This window comes from Bradyrhizobium sp. CCBAU 21365 (genome assembly GCF_015291305.1).
Classification (GTDB): domain Bacteria; phylum Pseudomonadota; class Alphaproteobacteria; order Rhizobiales; family Xanthobacteraceae; genus Bradyrhizobium; species Bradyrhizobium elkanii.
The window spans coordinates 7,673,049-7,689,349 of record NZ_CP030036.1 but is presented as its reverse complement, the minus strand read 5'-3'; the positions used below and the strand labels follow the sequence as shown (position 1 = coordinate 7,689,349).

General features: G+C 64.2%; 15 protein-coding genes. 8 read left to right on the top strand and 7 right to left on the bottom strand.

All coding sequences use genetic code 11. The features are described from left to right. Positions 1-38: 38 nt before the first annotated feature. From XI02_RS36085 to XI02_RS36060, 6 genes are all read left to right on the top strand, one after another. Positions 39-998 carry a DUF2877 domain-containing protein gene (locus tag XI02_RS36085; RefSeq protein ID WP_172646999.1) on the top strand — a complete coding sequence of 320 codons (960 nt, stop codon included), beginning with the start codon at positions 39-41 and terminating at the stop codon, positions 996-998. A 107-nt stretch (positions 999-1,105) separates the two neighbouring features. Continuing rightward, entirely contained in the window at positions 1,106-1,294 is a 189-nt protein-coding gene (locus tag XI02_RS36080) for a hypothetical protein (RefSeq protein WP_125459098.1), read from the top strand. Positions 1,295-1,304: 10 nt separating this feature from the next. Further along, on the top strand, positions 1,305-2,555 hold the full coding sequence (locus XI02_RS36075; RefSeq protein ID WP_172647000.1) for a DUF1116 domain-containing protein: 1,251 nt from the start codon (positions 1,305-1,307) through the stop codon (positions 2,553-2,555). Further along, positions 2,552-4,093, top strand: coding sequence for an acyl-CoA synthetase FdrA (gene fdrA / locus XI02_RS36070; RefSeq protein ID WP_172647001.1), 1,542 nt, complete (start codon positions 2,552-2,554; stop codon positions 4,091-4,093). Before XI02_RS36075 ends, fdrA begins: the two co-directional genes overlap by 4 nt. Further along, the gene (gene arcC, locus XI02_RS36065) at positions 4,077-5,036 is read left to right on the top strand and encodes a carbamate kinase (protein WP_016840183.1); all 960 of its coding nucleotides are present in this window, start codon (positions 4,077-4,079) and stop codon (positions 5,034-5,036) included. The genes fdrA and arcC overlap by 17 nt, the downstream gene beginning before the upstream one ends. Positions 5,037-5,100: 64 nt before the next feature. Beyond that, entirely contained in the window at positions 5,101-5,274 is a 174-nt protein-coding gene (locus XI02_RS36060; protein WP_016840181.1) for a hypothetical protein, read from the top strand. A 60-nt stretch (positions 5,275-5,334) separates the two neighbouring features. On the opposite strand, the gene XI02_RS36055 is transcribed toward XI02_RS36060, so the two are convergent. The 4 genes from XI02_RS36055 to XI02_RS36040 all read right to left on the bottom strand — a co-directional run bounded on the left by XI02_RS36055 (position 5,335) and on the right by XI02_RS36040 (position 10,605). Continuing rightward, entirely contained in the window at positions 5,335-6,687 is a 1,353-nt protein-coding gene (locus XI02_RS36055) for a carbohydrate porin (RefSeq protein WP_026193300.1), read from the bottom strand. Positions 6,688-6,993: 306 nt separating this feature from the next. Beyond that, positions 6,994-8,052 (bottom strand): ABC transporter permease, encoded by a 1,059-nt coding sequence (locus XI02_RS36050; protein ID WP_018273457.1) that lies wholly within the window; start codon positions 8,050-8,052, stop codon positions 6,994-6,996. Further along, positions 8,049-9,575, bottom strand: a complete 1,527-nt coding sequence (locus XI02_RS36045; protein ID WP_172647002.1) for a sugar ABC transporter ATP-binding protein — start codon at positions 9,573-9,575, stop codon at positions 8,049-8,051. The genes XI02_RS36050 and XI02_RS36045 overlap by 4 nt, the downstream gene beginning before the upstream one ends. Positions 9,576-9,639: 64 nt before the next feature. Continuing rightward, the gene (locus tag XI02_RS36040) at positions 9,640-10,605 is read right to left on the bottom strand and encodes a sugar-binding protein (protein ID WP_172647003.1); all 966 of its coding nucleotides are present in this window, start codon (positions 10,603-10,605) and stop codon (positions 9,640-9,642) included. A 241-nt stretch (positions 10,606-10,846) separates the two neighbouring features. Here XI02_RS36040 and XI02_RS36035 point away from each other — a divergent pair, with 241 nt between their 5' ends. Further along, positions 10,847-12,112 (top strand): ROK family protein, encoded by a 1,266-nt coding sequence (locus tag XI02_RS36035; protein WP_018273454.1) that lies wholly within the window; start codon positions 10,847-10,849, stop codon positions 12,110-12,112. An 80-nt stretch (positions 12,113-12,192) separates the two neighbouring features. Then, positions 12,193-12,951, top strand: coding sequence for an SDR family NAD(P)-dependent oxidoreductase (locus XI02_RS36030; RefSeq protein WP_172647004.1), 759 nt, complete (start codon positions 12,193-12,195; stop codon positions 12,949-12,951). Here the strand turns inward: XI02_RS36030 and XI02_RS36025 are convergent. The 3 genes from XI02_RS36025 to XI02_RS36015 all read right to left on the bottom strand — a co-directional run bounded on the left by XI02_RS36025 (position 12,948) and on the right by XI02_RS36015 (position 16,260). Next, entirely contained in the window at positions 12,948-13,769 is an 822-nt protein-coding gene (locus XI02_RS36025; RefSeq protein ID WP_172647005.1) for a MetQ/NlpA family ABC transporter substrate-binding protein, read from the bottom strand. The genes XI02_RS36030 and XI02_RS36025 overlap by 4 nt on opposite strands. Before the next feature lie 70 nt (positions 13,770-13,839). Beyond that, on the bottom strand, positions 13,840-15,180 hold the full coding sequence (locus tag XI02_RS36020) for an LLM class flavin-dependent oxidoreductase (protein WP_016840160.1): 1,341 nt from the start codon (positions 15,178-15,180) through the stop codon (positions 13,840-13,842). A gap of 27 nt (positions 15,181-15,207) precedes the next feature. Beyond that, positions 15,208-16,260, bottom strand: a complete 1,053-nt coding sequence (locus tag XI02_RS36015) for a class I SAM-dependent methyltransferase (RefSeq protein ID WP_244981031.1) — start codon at positions 16,258-16,260, stop codon at positions 15,208-15,210. Positions 16,261-16,301 lie beyond the last annotated feature (41 nt).

Sequence of the window (16,301 nt, the reverse complement as noted above, 5' to 3'; positions counted from 1 at the left end):
GGCCAGGCAATACGTTTCGTGACCTGCCCGGCGCGCCCGTGTCTGAACGATTCGACGGCGGTGCCGTGATCGAGGTCGGCGTGCTGGCGCGCCGCGCGCTGCGCAGCGGACGGCGCGGCCGCATTGCGGCGGTGTTCGAGCGCAGCCTTTATGCGGTGCTTGACGATTGCTGGATCTGCATCGGTGTCAAAGACCTCGGCTCCGGCCCGCTGCATCTTCTGTGCACCGGGATCGAACCGCGGCTGCTCGTTCCCGGACAAGAGGTTGCGATCGTCGACACGATGCTGCTCGTCGACGGTATGCGGTTTGCCGGTTTCGAGACGGCCTCCGTATGGGCGCCGCCGCCGTCGCCGGAATGGACGCTCGACAGTTTGCGGGCAGGCCTTGCGATGGTCGATCGGGTCTGGCTTCGCTTGCCGGTCGAGCAGGGGCTGGCCGCGTCGGGTGGCGTGCAGCCTCCCGCAAGGCCGTCTCGGGTGCTCGCTGCCGCGGCGCCGGCGCTCGCCGCGCTTAGGCGATTGATCGAGGCCGGGCTTCGCGGAGAGCGATGTGTACCGCGCGACTACCCGGAGATCGTCGAATTGATCGGCCTTGGTCCCGGGCTCACGCCATCCGGCGACGACCTGATCGGCGGTGCGCTGGTCGCGCTCGCCGGCCTCGGCCGTCTCGCGACGCGCGATGCGCTGTGGAAGACCTGTCGCGCGCATCTCGGCCGGACCAATGAGATCAGTGCCGCCCACCTGCACAGTGCCGTGCTCGGCTTCGCGGCGGCGGCGCTCCATGAAGCCATCGACGCGACGATTGGCGGACGGGTGGATCGTATCAAGTCCGCGGTCGCGGCGCTGTCGCGGATCGGGCAAAGCTCCGGTCTGGATGCGTTTGCAGGTGCGCTGATGGTGCTGCGCGCGATCGAGTGCCGGCTGCTCAACGACAGCGCGCTGCATCATGCCGGCCTCGCCGGCAACGGCCCGCCGACGCGATCAATCGCAGGGGCTTAAACGATCATGCGACGCAGCGGGAATTCGGACGACAGGTTGCGCGTGTTTGACAAAGTAAAAACTTTCTTACTAAGATCGATGCATCGGATCTCGGGAGGCCGCGAGTGGTGACCAAGCAGGAAGATACGCCGAGCGGGCGTCTGTTGATGAGCAAGCCGAGCGTGGTGAACGTCGGGCTGGCAGGCTTTGTGAAGGACTTGCGGGATTGCGATATCGAGGTCGTGCAGGTCGATTGGACGCCGCCTGCCGACGGCGATCCCGAAATGGCGGCACTGCTCGCCAAGCTCGGTACGTGAGAGGGCGGCCATGAAGCTGATCGAAGACGCCAACAAGCAGGCGCTGGCACGCATTTTCGAGGGTGAGCCCAGGCTGATCGATATCGTTCCGGCGCGCGACGTGCTGGAAGGGTTGAAGGAACGCATGATCCTTCATGCCGGGCCGCCGATCACGTGGGACCGAATGTGCGGTCCGATGCGTGGCGCGGTAGCCGGCGCCATCGTGTTCGAAGGCTGGGCTCCGGATCTTGAAGCCGCCTTCGAACTCGCGGCCGGCGGCGGCGTCGCATTCCACCCCAACCATCATTTCGGCGCGGTCGGTCCGATGACCGGCATGACCACGGTCTCCATGCCGGTGTTCGTCGTCGAAAACGCCAAATACGGCAACCGCGCCTACTGCGCCATCAACGAGGGCCTCGGCAAGGTCATGCGCTTCGGCGGCAACGACGATAGCGTGCTGGCGCGCCTCGCCTGGCTGCGTGACGTATTCGGGCCGGTGCTCGCCAGGGCGATCCGCGCGCATGGCGGGATCGACCTGAAGGCGATCATCGCGCGCGGCCTCTCGATGGGCGATGAAATGCACCAGCGCAACCTGGCCTGCTCCAGCGTGTTCCTGCGCGAGATCGGGTCGGCGCTGGCGCGCACCTCGAACGACAACGAAGTTCTCGCAAGCTGCATTGGCTTCATCGCGCAGAACGACCAGTTCTTTCTCAACATCGCGATGGCGATGGGCAAGGCGTTGACCGATCCCGCCAAGGGCATTCGCGGTTCGACGGTGGTAACCGCGATGTGCCGCAATGGAACCGATTTCGGGGTCCGCGTCAGCGGATTGGGCGATCGCTGGTTCACGGCGCCGGTGGAGATGCCGGAAGGGCTCTATTTCCCGGGCTATTCGCGCAAGGATGCAAATCCCGACATGGGCGACTCCGCGATCGTCGAGACAGTCGGGCTTGGTGGCTTCGCGATGGCGGCAGCTCCAGCGGTTGCCGGCTTCATCGGCGCTGGCGCACCGTCGTCGGCGGGCAATTTCACGCGGGCAATGAGCGAAATCACTGTCGGGCAGAATCCGGAATGGACGATTCCCGCGCTCGATTTTGCCGGCGTGCCGACCGGCATCGACGTTCGCCTGGTGGTGGAGACCGGCCTCGCACCGGTCATCAACACCGGCATCGCGCATCGCGAGCCCGGCATCGGCCAGGTCGGCGCCGGCGTGGTGCGGGCGCCGATGGCCTGCTTCCGGCAGGCCGTCCTCGCCATTGCGGAAGATCTGGGGGTGTCATGAGCGCGTATGTCCTGAACGAAATTCGCAAGGGCTTCTATCTCGACTCGGTGGCGTTGATGCGGTTGTCGCGCGAGGTCGCGTCGGCGGCGGGCGTCGTCGAAGCCGCGCTGATGATGGGCACGCCGTCCAACCAGGCGATCTTGCGCAACGCCGGATTGCTCGATGGCGAGGTGATCGCGCAGGGCAATGATCTGATCCTCGCGATCAAGGCCGAGAGCGAAGCGGCGGCACGCGCCGCGCTTTCCGAAGCGCAAAAGGCGCTTGACCGTCCCAAGACGAGCAGCAGCGGCGAAGCCGCGTGGCGGCCGCGCAGCATTGCCGCGGCCGTCAAGGCGGCACCCGCCGCCAACCTCGCCCTGATCTCCGTTCCCGGCGAGTTCGCCGCGGCGGAAGCGCGCAAGGCGCTGAACCGCGGACTTCATGTCCTGATGTTCAGCGACAATGTCTCGATCGCGGATGAATTGTCGCTGAAGCAGCAGGCGCGCGAAGCGGGCCTCTTGATGATGGGACCGGACTGCGGCACGGCGGTCATCGGCGGCGCGCCGCTCGCCTTCGCCAACCGGCTGAAGCGCGGCAGGATCGGGATCATCGGCGCATCCGGGACCGGGACGCAGGAGGTGTCGTGCCTGCTGTCCGAGGCGGGCGAAGGCATTTCCCACGCCATCGGCGTCGGCGGACGGGATTTGAAGAAGGAGATCGGCGGCATCACGACATTGATGGCGATCGACGCCCTTGATGCCGATCCCGAGACCGATCGCGTCGTGCTCATCTCCAAGCCGCCGCATCCGGACGTCGCCCGGGCCGTGCTCGGCCGGATCGGAAACAGCTCGAAGCCCTACACGGTTTGCTTCATTGGCGCCGCCTCGGCGGATCTGCCGCCAAATGCACGCTTTGCCGGTACGTTGAGGGAAGCGGCCGAGAAAACCCTCGGCAACGGCCGGAGCATTGGCGGCAAGTTCGACGCTGCCGCCGTGGCTGCGCGTTTGCCGCAGCGACGCAAGGCGGCGCAGCGCATCGAGGGGCTGTTCGCCGGCGGCACGCTCTGCGCCGAGGCGCAGGTGATCCTTGCCGCGGGCGGCCGCAAGGTGGCATCGAATGCCGCCATTCCCGGCGTCCCGCATTTCGGGGAGCCGGAGGCGCAGGGGAGGGACCGCATCGTCGACCTCGGCGCCGACGAATATACCCAAGGCCGGCCGCATCCGATGATCGATCCCTCGGTGCGCGACGATGCGTTGCGGGCGGCGCTCGCCGATCCGGCGGTTGCCGTCATCCTGCTCGATCTCGTGATCGGATACGGCGCACACGACAATCCGGCAGCGCATCTTGCGGCTGTCATGGCGGGCCGCGCGGATGACGCGCCGGTTCTGGTTGCGTCGGTGACCGGGACCGAACTCGATCGCCAGGTGCGTTCGGCGCAGATCAGGCTGCTCGAAGACGCCGGCATCGTGGTGGCGCCGTCGAATGCCCAGGCCTGTGATCTCGCTCTCGCTCTTTCCGTCAACGACGTCAGGATGCCGCGCTATGCGAACACTCAATGAGGTCCCGCGCCGTCTCGTGATCGCGATCGGCGGCAATGCCGTCCACCCCGAAGACATCAGCGGTACCTCGGACGAGCAGAAGGCCGTCGCCCAGCAAACGGCCGAGGCGCTGCTGCCGCTGGCCGAGCTCGACAACGAGCTGGTGATCACCCACGGCAACGGACCGGTGGTGGGCAAGATCATGATGCGCCAGATGCTGACGATGAGCCGGATTCCGCCGATGTCAATGGACATCTGCGTCGCGCACAGCCAGGGCGGCATCGGCTATCTTCTGATGCAGGCGATCGAGAACGTCTTGCGCGCGCATGGCAACGGCCGGCACGTCGCCAGCCTGCTGACCCAGGTCGAGGTCGACGCCAACGATCCCGCCTTCGCCAATCCGACCAAGTTCGTCGGACCGTTTTTCACCGAGCAGGAAGCCCAGCGCATCAGCGCCGAGTTGAACTGGAAAATGCGCGAGGACTCCGGACGTGGCTGGCGCCATGTCGTGCCGTCTCCGAAACCGAAACATGTCTGCGACATTTCTCTGGTCGACGCATTGGTCAAACGCGGCACCATCGTCATCGCAGGCGGCGGCGGCGGTATGCCCGTGATCCGCGACGAACGGGGCGTGCGCACCGGCGTGCCGGCAGTGATCGACAAGGACCTGACCTCGGCCCATATCGCCAACGTGCTTGGCATCGAGGAACTGCTGATCCTGACCGCGGTGCCCCGCGTCGCGATCAATTTCGGCAAGCCCGACAAGCGGGAGCTGGATCAGGTCAGCCTGGCGCAGATCAAGGCGTATCACCGCGAGGGCCATTTTCCGCCGGGAAGCATGGGGCCCAAGGTCGATGCCGCCATCCGCTTTCTCGAGGGTGGTGGAAAGCGCGCGATCATCAGCCATCTCAATTGCGCAATGGCCGCGCTGACCGGCGAGACCGGGACGCACATTGTTCCCTAGCGCTCGTCAAATGCGATGGCGGCGCCATTGATGATGGCCGCCGGGATCCGCCCGGCGGGAACCGATGTCGGTCGGCCGCGAGCACAGGCCCGGCTCCATGCCGTTCCGCTCGGGCTGCCTGCGCGCTTATTTCAGCCGCAACGTTGCCGACCACTTCGCCGGGCGACAGGTCGACGCCATGCAACGCGCGAATGGCGCCGAACTCCTTGCCGATGCCCTTCACCTCCAGGACTGCTAGCCCGGCGTCGTGAGGGGTCACCATGGCTGGCTTCGCTCAGGCATGCTGGCCATCTCCGGCTCAGAAGTGCACCAGCGTGCGCAGACCGAGAATCCAGGCGTTGTCGGTCTTCACGCCGGCGGCGTTGTACCCGCGCCCGCCAGGATGCAGCACATACTGGGCGTCGAATTTCAGATTCATCCAGCCCGTCGCCTGCCACCCGTACCAGGCTTCGATCGGAACCTCGTTTCCTCCGGCATTGGGCGTGAGCGCAGCCGTATTCACATGGGTCGTGCCGACCGCAAAGCCGACTTCGTCCTCCGGGCGCGAGGCGAACGTTCCGGTGTGTCTGAAGCCGAAGGCGATCTGGTAATCCTGGTACGACGTGCGGTGGTCGGCGACGGTCGTATTGAGGAAGGTGTACCAGCCCTGCGCCTTGGGCCCTTCAACCGTCAGCCGCTGCAGGATCGATTCATAGACGCCATAGCGGCCGCGCGAATCTCCGAGATTCTGGTCCGAGACACCGCCGCTGCCCGGCGAGATCGCAATGATCCCCGGCAGACCGCCATCGATGGTCGATGCGCTGTCATACCAGCCGCCGAACCTCCAGGTCCCGTTCAACGGACCGCTCGGCGCCCAGACCACCTCGACCGGCACCAGCACGCCTGAGGCCGGGCTCGAGCCAGGGACACCGGGCAAGAAGTAAGTCGCGGAGTCCGACGTTGTCAGGTAGTTCGGGTTGGCGTCGTAGACGCCGACCGAGAGCTGCCATTCCTTGGCAAAGTTGTAGTGCACCACACCGGCCCATTGGCTCACCGGCCAGTTGTAGATGTAGCCGCCTTGAATGTTGCCGGGCTGGCCGCCGCAGAAGGTCAGGTTGACGAACTCGCAGAGACCAAAGAAGAAGTCGGACCCGACCGGAAGACGGCCGCCCTTGAGTTCAAGGTGGTCATCGAACAGCTTCTGCGAATAATAGAGTTCTGTCAGGCGGAGAATACTGCCGCGGCCGAACACTTCGTTGGTCAGTTGCAGAGCCGGAATTCCCGCCTCGTCATTCAGGTTGCGGCCGAAGCGGTCGACCAGCGTGAGGCCTACCGTGCCGCCCTGGATGCCGGCAAGCTTCGCCATGTCGAACTTGGCTTGAAAGAACAGCTGTCCGGCTTGGGTCGCGGTGTTCCTGTTGCCGCCCGACAAATTGCCGACAGCTTCGTCGCCCAGCGTCAGGGCCAGAGAGATGCCCTGTTCCTTCAATTTCGTCCTGCCGAGATCGCCGAACAGATACGGTCTTGTCCAGAAATCATCGGTCTCGGTGTAAGGCACCGGCGGAGCCTTCGTCATGAGATCGGCCGAATGCGCGCCGCCGCCGCTGAACAGAGATAACAACGCGATCCCCACGCCGCACGCCCGCGCGGTGTTTACAGACCTAAGTGACATTTTCTGCACTCCCAGCGTCCCCGGCTTTGTCTATTTTTGTGCCACGTTCCCGCCCAAAGCCCTTCAGCGGGGAACGCGATAGTTTCAGTTCATCGATCTATCAATCAGAGATAGAATGTGCGCACGCAAAGCCCTTCGAGACGGTCGCGAGGGTCAACCTGCGGCTCACTGGGCAGGCTTGCTGCGCCAAATTGGATACGAGCGCCGCGAGCTTGATCGATCTTGCGCCTCGAACTCCTTCCCCTCGTTCCTTTACTCAAGCCGCCGCGACCATATTCCCGGTCCGGATTCTTCCTTTTCGAGTTGTCATGCCTGATCGCCCGTCGTCGGCAACGCAGCCCCGCTATGTGAAGCCGCGCCTTGCAGAATTGTGCCTTCCTTCGATCTTGGTGCAGTGCGGGCGAGGCCTGCGAGCGCGGCCTTGCGCCGTCGACGGGCCTGCAATTGCTGATCCGCCAGCACACCGATCAGGATCACGGTCCCCATCACCGCGAAGTTCAGCGAATTGGGAATGCCGAGGATGTTCACAAGGTTCTGCAGCACCTGCAGCAACGCCGTCCCCAGCACGATGCCGAGAATGGAGCCCTCGCCGCCGCGCAGGCTGCAGCCGCCGAGAACGGCCGCCGCGATCGCATAGAGTTCGTAGAAGTTGCCGAAGGAACTCGGAGAGACCGAGTTGGTGTAGAACACGAACATCACGGTCGAGACGCCGGCGAGCCCGCCGCTGATGACATAGGCGGTCGCGATCACGAGGTTGGTTTTGATGCCGGAGAAGCGCGCCGCTTCCTCGTTCTTGCCCACGGCATAAAGCCAGCGCCCGTAGACCGAGCGGTGCAACAGCACGCCGAGGATCAGCGCAAGGATGATCAGGAAGATGAAGGTGTTCGGGATGCCCGCAATATTCCCGGAGGCGATGCTGCTCAACGTGCTCGCCTCATCACCGTAGCCGAAGCCGCGCGTCGAATCGCTGGTGTAGTAGCGCGCGGCGCCGCGATAGATCAGCAGCCCGCACAGCGTCACGATGAAGGGCTGCATCTTCAGCCGCGTGATCAGGAAGCCCTGGATGCCGCCCAGCGCAAGCCCGCCCATCAGGACCAGCAGCAGCGCCAAAGGCCAGGGCACGTGATACGTCGTCAGCAAGTCGATGAAGATGACGCCAAGCAGCGCGAACATCGACCCGAGCGAAAGATCAATTCCTCCGGTGATGATGACGAGGCCTTCACCCAGCGCGAACACACCGAACAGGCCGATCAGATTGGCCATGTTCAGCAGATTCACGAACGACAGGAAGGCCGGATTGATCGCACCCGTGATGGCGGAGATCACCGCCAGCAGCAAAAACAGGCCGAGTTCCTTCTTCATCATGGCGCAGCGGCCTCCATGGTTTCGAGCGCTTGGCCGACCGCCAGTCTCAACACGTTGTATTCGCTGAACTGGTCGCGCTCGAGCACGCCGCTGACACTGCCCTCATGCATCACCGCCACCCGGTCGGAGACGCCGATCACTTCCTCCATGTCCGAGGAGATCATCACGATCGCGACGCCCTGGTCGGCGAGGCTGCGCATCAGCGCGTAGATCTCGCTCTTGGCGCCGACATCGATGCCGCGGGTCGGCTCGTCGAAGAACATCACGCGCGGCTGCATGGAGAGCCACTTGCCCAGCACCACCTTTTGCTGGTTGCCGCCGGAGAGCGTCACGGCCTCGATGTCGATGTTGGGCGCCTTGATCGACAGCCGCCTGGTCTGGTCTTTGGCGATTCTGCGCTCGGCCGCGCCGTTGACCAGCCACATCCGCGCATGATCCAGCAGGCTCGCGAGCGTCACGTTCTCCCTGATCGGCAGTTCCAGCACCAGGCCGGATTTCTTGCGGTCCTCCGGCACCAGGTAGATTCCTTGCCTGATCGCGTCACGCGGCGAGGCGATGCCGACCGGGGCGTTGTCGATCCTGATCTCGCCGCCCAGCAACTGATCGACGCCGAACACCGCGCGAGCAAGCGAGGTGCGGCCGGCGCCGACGAGCCCGGCGAGGCCGAGGATCTCGCCGCGCCGCACTGACAGATTGATCTGCCGGTCGGGAAAGGCAGTGGTCACGACGCCGGCGATGTCGCAGCCGCCGGGCTGCGGCGCGCATGCCGGCGGCGTATACAGCGCCTTCAGATCGCGGCCGATCATAAGCCGGATCATGGCGGCATGGCTGAGCTCGTCGCGCACCAGCTCCCCCACGGTGCGTCCGTCGCGCAGCACCACGACGCGATCGGCGCAGCTCATGACCTCGCCGAGCCGGTGAGAGATGTAGATCACCGAGATGCCGTGCGTCTTCAGGTCGGCGATCACCTCCAGCAGCCGCTCCGTCTCCGAAATCGTCAGGCTGGAGGTCGGTTCGTCCATGATGATGACGCGGGCGTCGATCGAGAGCGCCTTGGCGATCTCCACCATCTGGCGCTCCGCGATCGACAAATTCTCGACCAGCGTGCCCGGCGTGAAATCGGCGCCCAGCCGTTCCAGCAGCGGCATCACGCGGGCATGCATCTGCGCATTGTCCACCAGCTTCAGCGGGCCGCCGGCCAGCTTCTCGCGCCCGATGAAGACGTTGGCGGCGACGTCGAGATTCTCGAACAGGTTCAGCTCCTGGTGCACGAAGGCGATGCCGCATCGCGTCGCCTCGGTCACCGTCATCCGGGCGTGCTCGGTGCGGCCGATGCGGATCACGCCGGTGCTCGGCGCGATCACGCCGGCCAGCACGCGCATCAGCGTCGATTTGCCGGCGCCGTTTTCGCCGATCAGACCCAGGACCTCGCCGCGATTGACGCGCAAATTGACGTCGTCGAGCGCCCTGACGCCGGGATAGGTCTTGCTGATTCCGCGGAGCTCCAGCAGCGTTTCCGCCATTCGGCATGTCCTCCTGCACAATGCCCGGCGGCCTGTGGTGGCCGGGCGTTGAAGCCGACTGACGTTACTTCTTCAGCAGTTCCTTCAGATGTGCGGCGAACTCCGCGACGTTGGTTTTGCTGATCACCTTGGTCGGCACGATCAGCTTGCTGTCCTTCGGAATCCAGGACTTGTCGCCGTTCAGCGTCTTGATGATGTTGCTGGCGGAGAGATAGCCGAACTCGTAGGGCTGCTGCACGACCGTGGACTCGATCGTCCCGTCGGAAATGCCGCGCAGCGTCCGCTGATCCTCGTCGAAGCCGACGATCTTCACCTTGCCGGCCTTGCCTGCGGCCTTCACCGCGTCATAGATCAGCGGCGTCTCGTAGCTCCACAGGCCGGACAGCAGCGCGATGTCGGGATATTTGACGAGCACGTTCTCCATGTTCGCCTTGGCCTTGGCGAAGTCCACCTGATCGGTGAACACGTCGACCAGCTCGACCTTGGTGCCGGCGATCGCTTCCTTGATGCCCTGCACCCGCTCGCGGGCGTTGTCGGCGTCCATCGTTCCGACGAACAGGGCGATCTTGCCGCCGTTCGGCAGCGCCTTCTTGATCTCCTCGCCGGCCTGCCGCCCTGCCGCGACGTTGTCGGTGCCGATATAGGCGAGGCGATTGCTCTGCGGCGCGTCGCTGTCCGTGGTGATCAGCACGGTCTTGGCCGCAACCTTGTTGAGTTCTTCGGTTGCGTGCGGTGCATCGTCGACCGAGATCGAGATACCGGCGACGCCGCGCACCAGCAGGTCATCCAGTTCGCGCCGCTGGCCGGCCGCCGTCCCTTCATTGGTGACGATCAATTCGATATTGTAGTTCGGGTGCTCCTTCTGCGCCTTCTCAAGCCCACGGCCCGCGATGGTCCAGAAGTCGGCCGCGACATTGGTCACCAGCGCGATGGTCTTTTTCTGCTGTGCCTGTGCTACCCCCGTCGCCATCGCGAGCGCGGCAGCGCCCGCCAAGAGCGGCACGATCAATTCTCTCGTTGAGACCTTCATATGCACCTCCCTGTCGACGCCCCCGGTGAGGGGATTTCACGTCCGGCGCTTTTCACGCCTTATTTTATTCACGTAACTAATAAATTAGCGCGACAAATTGTCCAGTCAAGGATGTTTATGCGTGCGCATTCAAGCGATAATAGTATGAAGGTGATATATTTCAGCCTCTATCCGCGCTTTTTGGCCCATATCTGAGTAGCTCGCGTTGAATAACTTCATCAAGAGAATTAAAAAAGCCAATATGAACGAACAGTCCGAGCCGTTGAGACGTGCTTCGAGCCTGGCCCGCGGATCGAACCCCGGCCGTCTCGTCGAGGTCTTGCGACGCCAGGGGCCGTTGCCGCGGGTCGAACTCGCACGCAGCACGGGCCTGAGCTTCCCGGCCATTTCGGCCATCACGTCGAAGCTGATGGCGGAAGACCTGCTGTGCGAAGCCGAGACAGATACGGCGACGCCGTGGTCCGACGATGCGGACGAAGAGGATGCGGATGGCGGCCGTCGCCGCGGCCGGCCGGCAGTCCTGCTGACCCTGAATCCCGAGTTTGGCCGCATCATCGCAGTCTCGCTGCGTATGAATCTGGTCGAGACACTGATCGCCGATTTCAGCGGCTCCGCCCTGGCGCAATCGCGACTTGAACTCGCGACGCGCGCACTCGATGCAGGCGCATTATGCGATCTCGTGATCGCACAGATCGACACCATGCTTGAGGCGACCGTCACGCCGCGACATCGGTTGCTCGGAATCGGGATAGCGCTGCAGGGCATCGTCGACGGCGACACCGGCCGGCATCTGTGGAGCCCGGCGTTGTCGATCACCGACGTCGATCTTGCCAAGCCGATCCGCCAGGCGTTCGGTGTCGAGGTCGTGATGGCGAACGACGCGGTCGCGGTCGCGCTATCCCTCGCAGCCGCCGAACCGGCACTGGCGCAGGGCCTCACGGCCACGATCATGGTGGGCCACGGCGTCGGCATGGGCATCATTGTCGACGGTGAAGCGCGCTGGGGTGCCGGCGCGGGCAGCGAGATCGGTCATGTCAAGTTGGGGCTGAACGGCCCGCAATGCCGCTGCGGTCAGCGCGGCTGCATCGAGGCCCACCTTGCCGATTATGCGCTTTACCGCGATGCCCGCACCTTTCTCGACCTGCCGCCGGCGGCGTCGCAGCAACCGTCCGAGGCGCAGATGGCTCTGTTGCACGATCGGGCACGGAGCGGCGATTCCCGTCTCGAGCACTTGTTTCAGCAGGCGGGCCACGCGCTTGCCGAGGCGGTCGCCACGACGATATCGGTGCTGCGCCCGCATCATGTCATCCTCGCAGGTCCCGGTCTGCAGGCATTTGACATGATGCGCAGTGCCTATGAGGAGCGGCTCGACCAGGCGGTGCTGCCGTGGCTGCTCAAGTCCACGGCGATATATGTGCGTCCAAGCGAGTCGGCGACCATCGTCGACGGCATGGTGCGGCGGACGCTGCGGGTCGTGGACCGCAGCCTCATGGAGACGACCGAGTGAACCTCGGGATCTGTGGCCCTTTTGCTTGAGTCGCAGCAACGCAACCGACGCCTTCAGGCGCCAAAATCGAGAGGATGCCAATGCGGGGCGCCATCTATCCAAGTCTCAAGGACCGGACCGTACTTGTCACCGGTGGCGGTTCCGGCATCGGCGAGGCGATCGTCCGCCAGTTCATCGGCCAGGGCGCGCGGGTCGGCTTCATCGATATCGACCTGACGGCCTCGGAGCAGCTGCTGTCCGATCTCGGGGCACAAGCCCGCGTGCACTTCGAACATGCCGATCTGCGCGACATCGGCGCGCTGCGGCGCGCAGTCGCCGGCATCCGCGAGGCGCTCGGGCCGGTCACCATCCTGGTCAACAATGCGGCCCGCGACGACCGTCACGCGATCGAGGACGTCACACCGGAATTCTGGGACGAGCGGATCGCCGTCAACCTGAAGCACCAGTTCTTCAGCGCCCAGGCGGTCGCGCCGGACATGAAGCAGGCAGGCGGCGGTTCGATCGTCAACATCGGCTCGGTGAGCTGGGTGATCGGCCAGGGCAACATGCCGTGCTACACGACGGCCAAATCAGCCGTTCAGGGCCTCACCCGGGCGCTGGCCCGCGATCTCGGGCCGCACAACATACGGGTCAATTCCATCCTGCCCGGATGGATCATGACCCGGCGGCAGCAGGATCTGTGGTTGACGCCTGAAGGCGTGGCCGAGCTGATGCAGCGCCAATGCCTCAAGCGCAAACTCCTGCCTGATGACATCGCTCGCGTCGTGCTGTTCTTCGCCGCTGATGACAGCGGCGCCTGCACCAACCAGAGCCATATCGTCGATGGTGGCTGGGTCTAGCGCTTCAGGTAATCCGGCAGGGTAAACCCGTCGTAGAACCGGTCGGACAGGATCGCGGTCTTGAACGTCTGTGATTTGTAGCCGGCGACGATGTCCTGCGCCCACGGCGAGCCCGCATTGGCCTGCTTCACCGCGACCACATTGATATAGGACGTCGTCATCTTCTCCAGGGCGAATGCGTTGGTCAGCTTCAGGCCGCTGTAGATCGCGAAGTTGCCCTGGATGGCGGCGAAATCAACGTCGTCGAGCGCGCGCGGCGCCTGTGCTGCTTCCAGCGGCACGATCTTGATGCCACCGGGGTTCTTGATCACGTCGAGTTCGCTGACATCGACCGGCTTGGAGTCGCGAATCTCGACGAGGCCAAGATCGCGCAGGATCCAGAGCGCGCGCTGCAGATTGACGGGATCATTGGGCACGGCCACGGTCGAGCCGGGCTTGATCGGGGAGCCGACCGGGTGCTTCTTCGAATAAAGCCCCATCGGGGGCGTCGGGACGTGGACGATGCCGACGAGGTCGGTCTGCTGCCGCTCGTTGTACGAGTTCAGGAAGATCGTGTGCTGCATGACATTGGCGTCAATCTCGCCCTTGAACACCGCGTTGTTGGCTTCCAGCCCGGTCGAGAACTCGACATAGCGGATACTGTAGCCCTTCTTCTCGAGTTCCGGCGCGACGCCAACCTTGAATTCGTCGATATAGGGGCCCGGTACGAAGCCGACTTTCAGATCGGATTTGGCTGATGTCTCCGCATGCAGCGCGGCGCCAGTAAGAGCACCGAGAATGAGCAGGGTCGAAAGGAACAGGACGCGCGCAGTGGTCATTAACTCTTAAATCCTTAGGCTGTGAGCAAACAGCGATCCGGCCGACGCGAGGTCGGCGGTTTCGAGCACATCAGGCGATCGCCTTGATCGATCCGGAAAACACGCTTTGCGGCCGGCTCAGTCCGTAATGGTCGCGCAGCGTCGTGCCGCTGTACTCGTCGCGGAACAGGCCGCGCTTGCGCAGGATCGGCACGACCTGCTCGGCGAAGATATCGAACCCGCCAGATAGCCAGGGCGGCATCACGTTGAAGCCGTCGGCCGCGCCATTCTCGAACCAGGTCTGGATGTTGTCGGCGATTTTCTCCGGCGGGCCCGCGATCACCCAGTGGCCGCGCGCCCCGGCGAGACGCTGCACGAGCTGGCGGATAGTCGGTTGCTCGCGATCGACGATGTCGACCACGAGCTTGAAACGGCTGGCGACCCCGCGGGCGCTGCCGGTGTCGATCAGGTGGCGCGGGAAGGGACCGTCGAGGTCGAAGCCGGAGAGGTCGAGCCCGATCATCTGGCGAAGCTGGGTCAACGAGTATTCCGGCTGGATCAACTCGTTGAACTCGTCCTGCAACCGGTCGGCTTCGGCCTGCGTGCTGGCGATGAACGGGCTGATGCCCGGCAGGACCTTGACCTGATCGGGGCTGCGATCGAAGCCGCGTGCCTGCCGCTTGATGTCTGCGTAAAACTCCTGGGCGCTCGCCAGCGTCTGATGCGCGGTGAAGATCGCTTCGGCAAAGCGCGCGGCAAAGGCGCGTCCGTCATCGGACGAGCCCGCCTGGACATAGACCGGCCGTCCCTGCGGCGTCCGCGAGATGTTGAGCGGGCCGCGCACCCGAAAGTGCTTTCCGACATGATCGATCGGATGGATCTTTCCCGTATCGGCGAAAATGCCGGATGCGGGATCGTTCACCACCGCGTCGTCTTCCCAGCTGTCCCACAGCCGCGTGATGACATCGAGGTATTCCCGCGCCCGCTCGTAGCGTTCGTGGTGAGGCGGATGCTCGGGCAAGCCAAAGTTCTGCGCCGCCTGCGCCGTGCTGGTCGTGACGATGTTCCAGCCCGCCCGGCCGCCGCTGAGGTGATCGAGCGATGCGAACAGGCGGGCCAGGTTGTAGGGCTCGGTATAGGTCGTCGACGCGGTCGCGATCAGGCCGATCCGTTTCGTGGCGACGGCGATTGCGGCCAGCCAGGTGATCGGCTCGAACCGGAAGCGTTGTGCGTAGCGAACATTGTCGGCGAGCGCGGGGCCGTCGGCGAAAAAGATCGCGTCGAACTTCTGGGCCTCGGCGCGCTGCGCCAGCTCCTGATAGTAGGTAACGTCAAGGATGCGATCTGCCGCAGAGCCGTTGTAGCGCCATGCCGCCTCGTGATGGCCGCCGGGATAGATAAAGAGGTTGAGGGAAAGCTGCCGTTTGCTCATCTCGGATCTCGTGAGTTCTGCTGATCGTTATTGGTGGGACGGCGCCTTGTCCGCAAATGCGAAGCGCAGGTACCGCTCCAGCTTCAAACCTTCGGGCACACGTTTTTCTTCGACAAGGCGCGCGAAGGTGCGTCGCACCAGGTCGCGCTCATGAGGGGTGAACGCTTCGAGGAAATTGCCGAATGCGCTCGCCTCCGACCATTGCAGCAGCGATGCGGCATCGTCGTGGATATCGATCAGCGCGCGCAGCTCGCTGCGGTAGCCGACGAAGCCGTGTGCCGCGAACAGCGATTTGAGCTCCTCGTCGGTCGATCCGAGTACCGGGTTGGAGTCCTGGCGATCGCCGGCGAGACCCGCCTCGACGATGGCGCGACGAAGCAGCAGGCGCGACTGGTGCGGCCTGGACGGATCCTGCACATTCAATCCGAGGCGGCCGCCGGGCTTGAGCACGCGCCGGATCTCCCGCAGCGCGCGATCCTTGTCGGAGATCCAATGGAAGACGCTGTTGAGATAGACCGCGTCGAACTGCGCGTCGTCGAAGCGCAACAGATCTTCGGCGCGCCCGGTGGCGAACTGGAGGTTATCCCCCTGTCGAAGGCGCGCAATTTCGATGCGGCCGGCAAGTGGGTCGATACCGATCACGCGGCCGTCCGGGCCGACCAGCCCGGCCACGAATTCCGCAAGCCGGCCGGTTCCCGTCCCGATGTCGAGCACGTGCTCGCCGGACTTGATGGCGAGCGGCCCGATCAGGAACTTGCCGTGGCGAAATTGAACAAGTCCTGCTTCATCATAGGAGCGGGCGAGCTCCGGAGTATCGTGTTCAAGGCTGATGTCGCCAGCAGTTCGCGGCATTTCGAGAGACCCATCGTTGCTCGGCGCGCGTCGACGGCAGGCGCGTGCGTTACGGCAGACTCTATGTCGACGGCGATGAAATGAATTTGCGTTGTTGCACGGCAAGCGAGCATGAACGTGACGAGTTCGTCGTTCACCGGAGATGAGTGCGATCGCGTCGATCCGGGCGAGGCCTGATTTGGGAAGTTTTCCCAATCGATCGCACCGATCCCACTCGTCGCGATGCACATGAGATGATCGGTCAGGCGGCGATCATCGCAAATATTTCA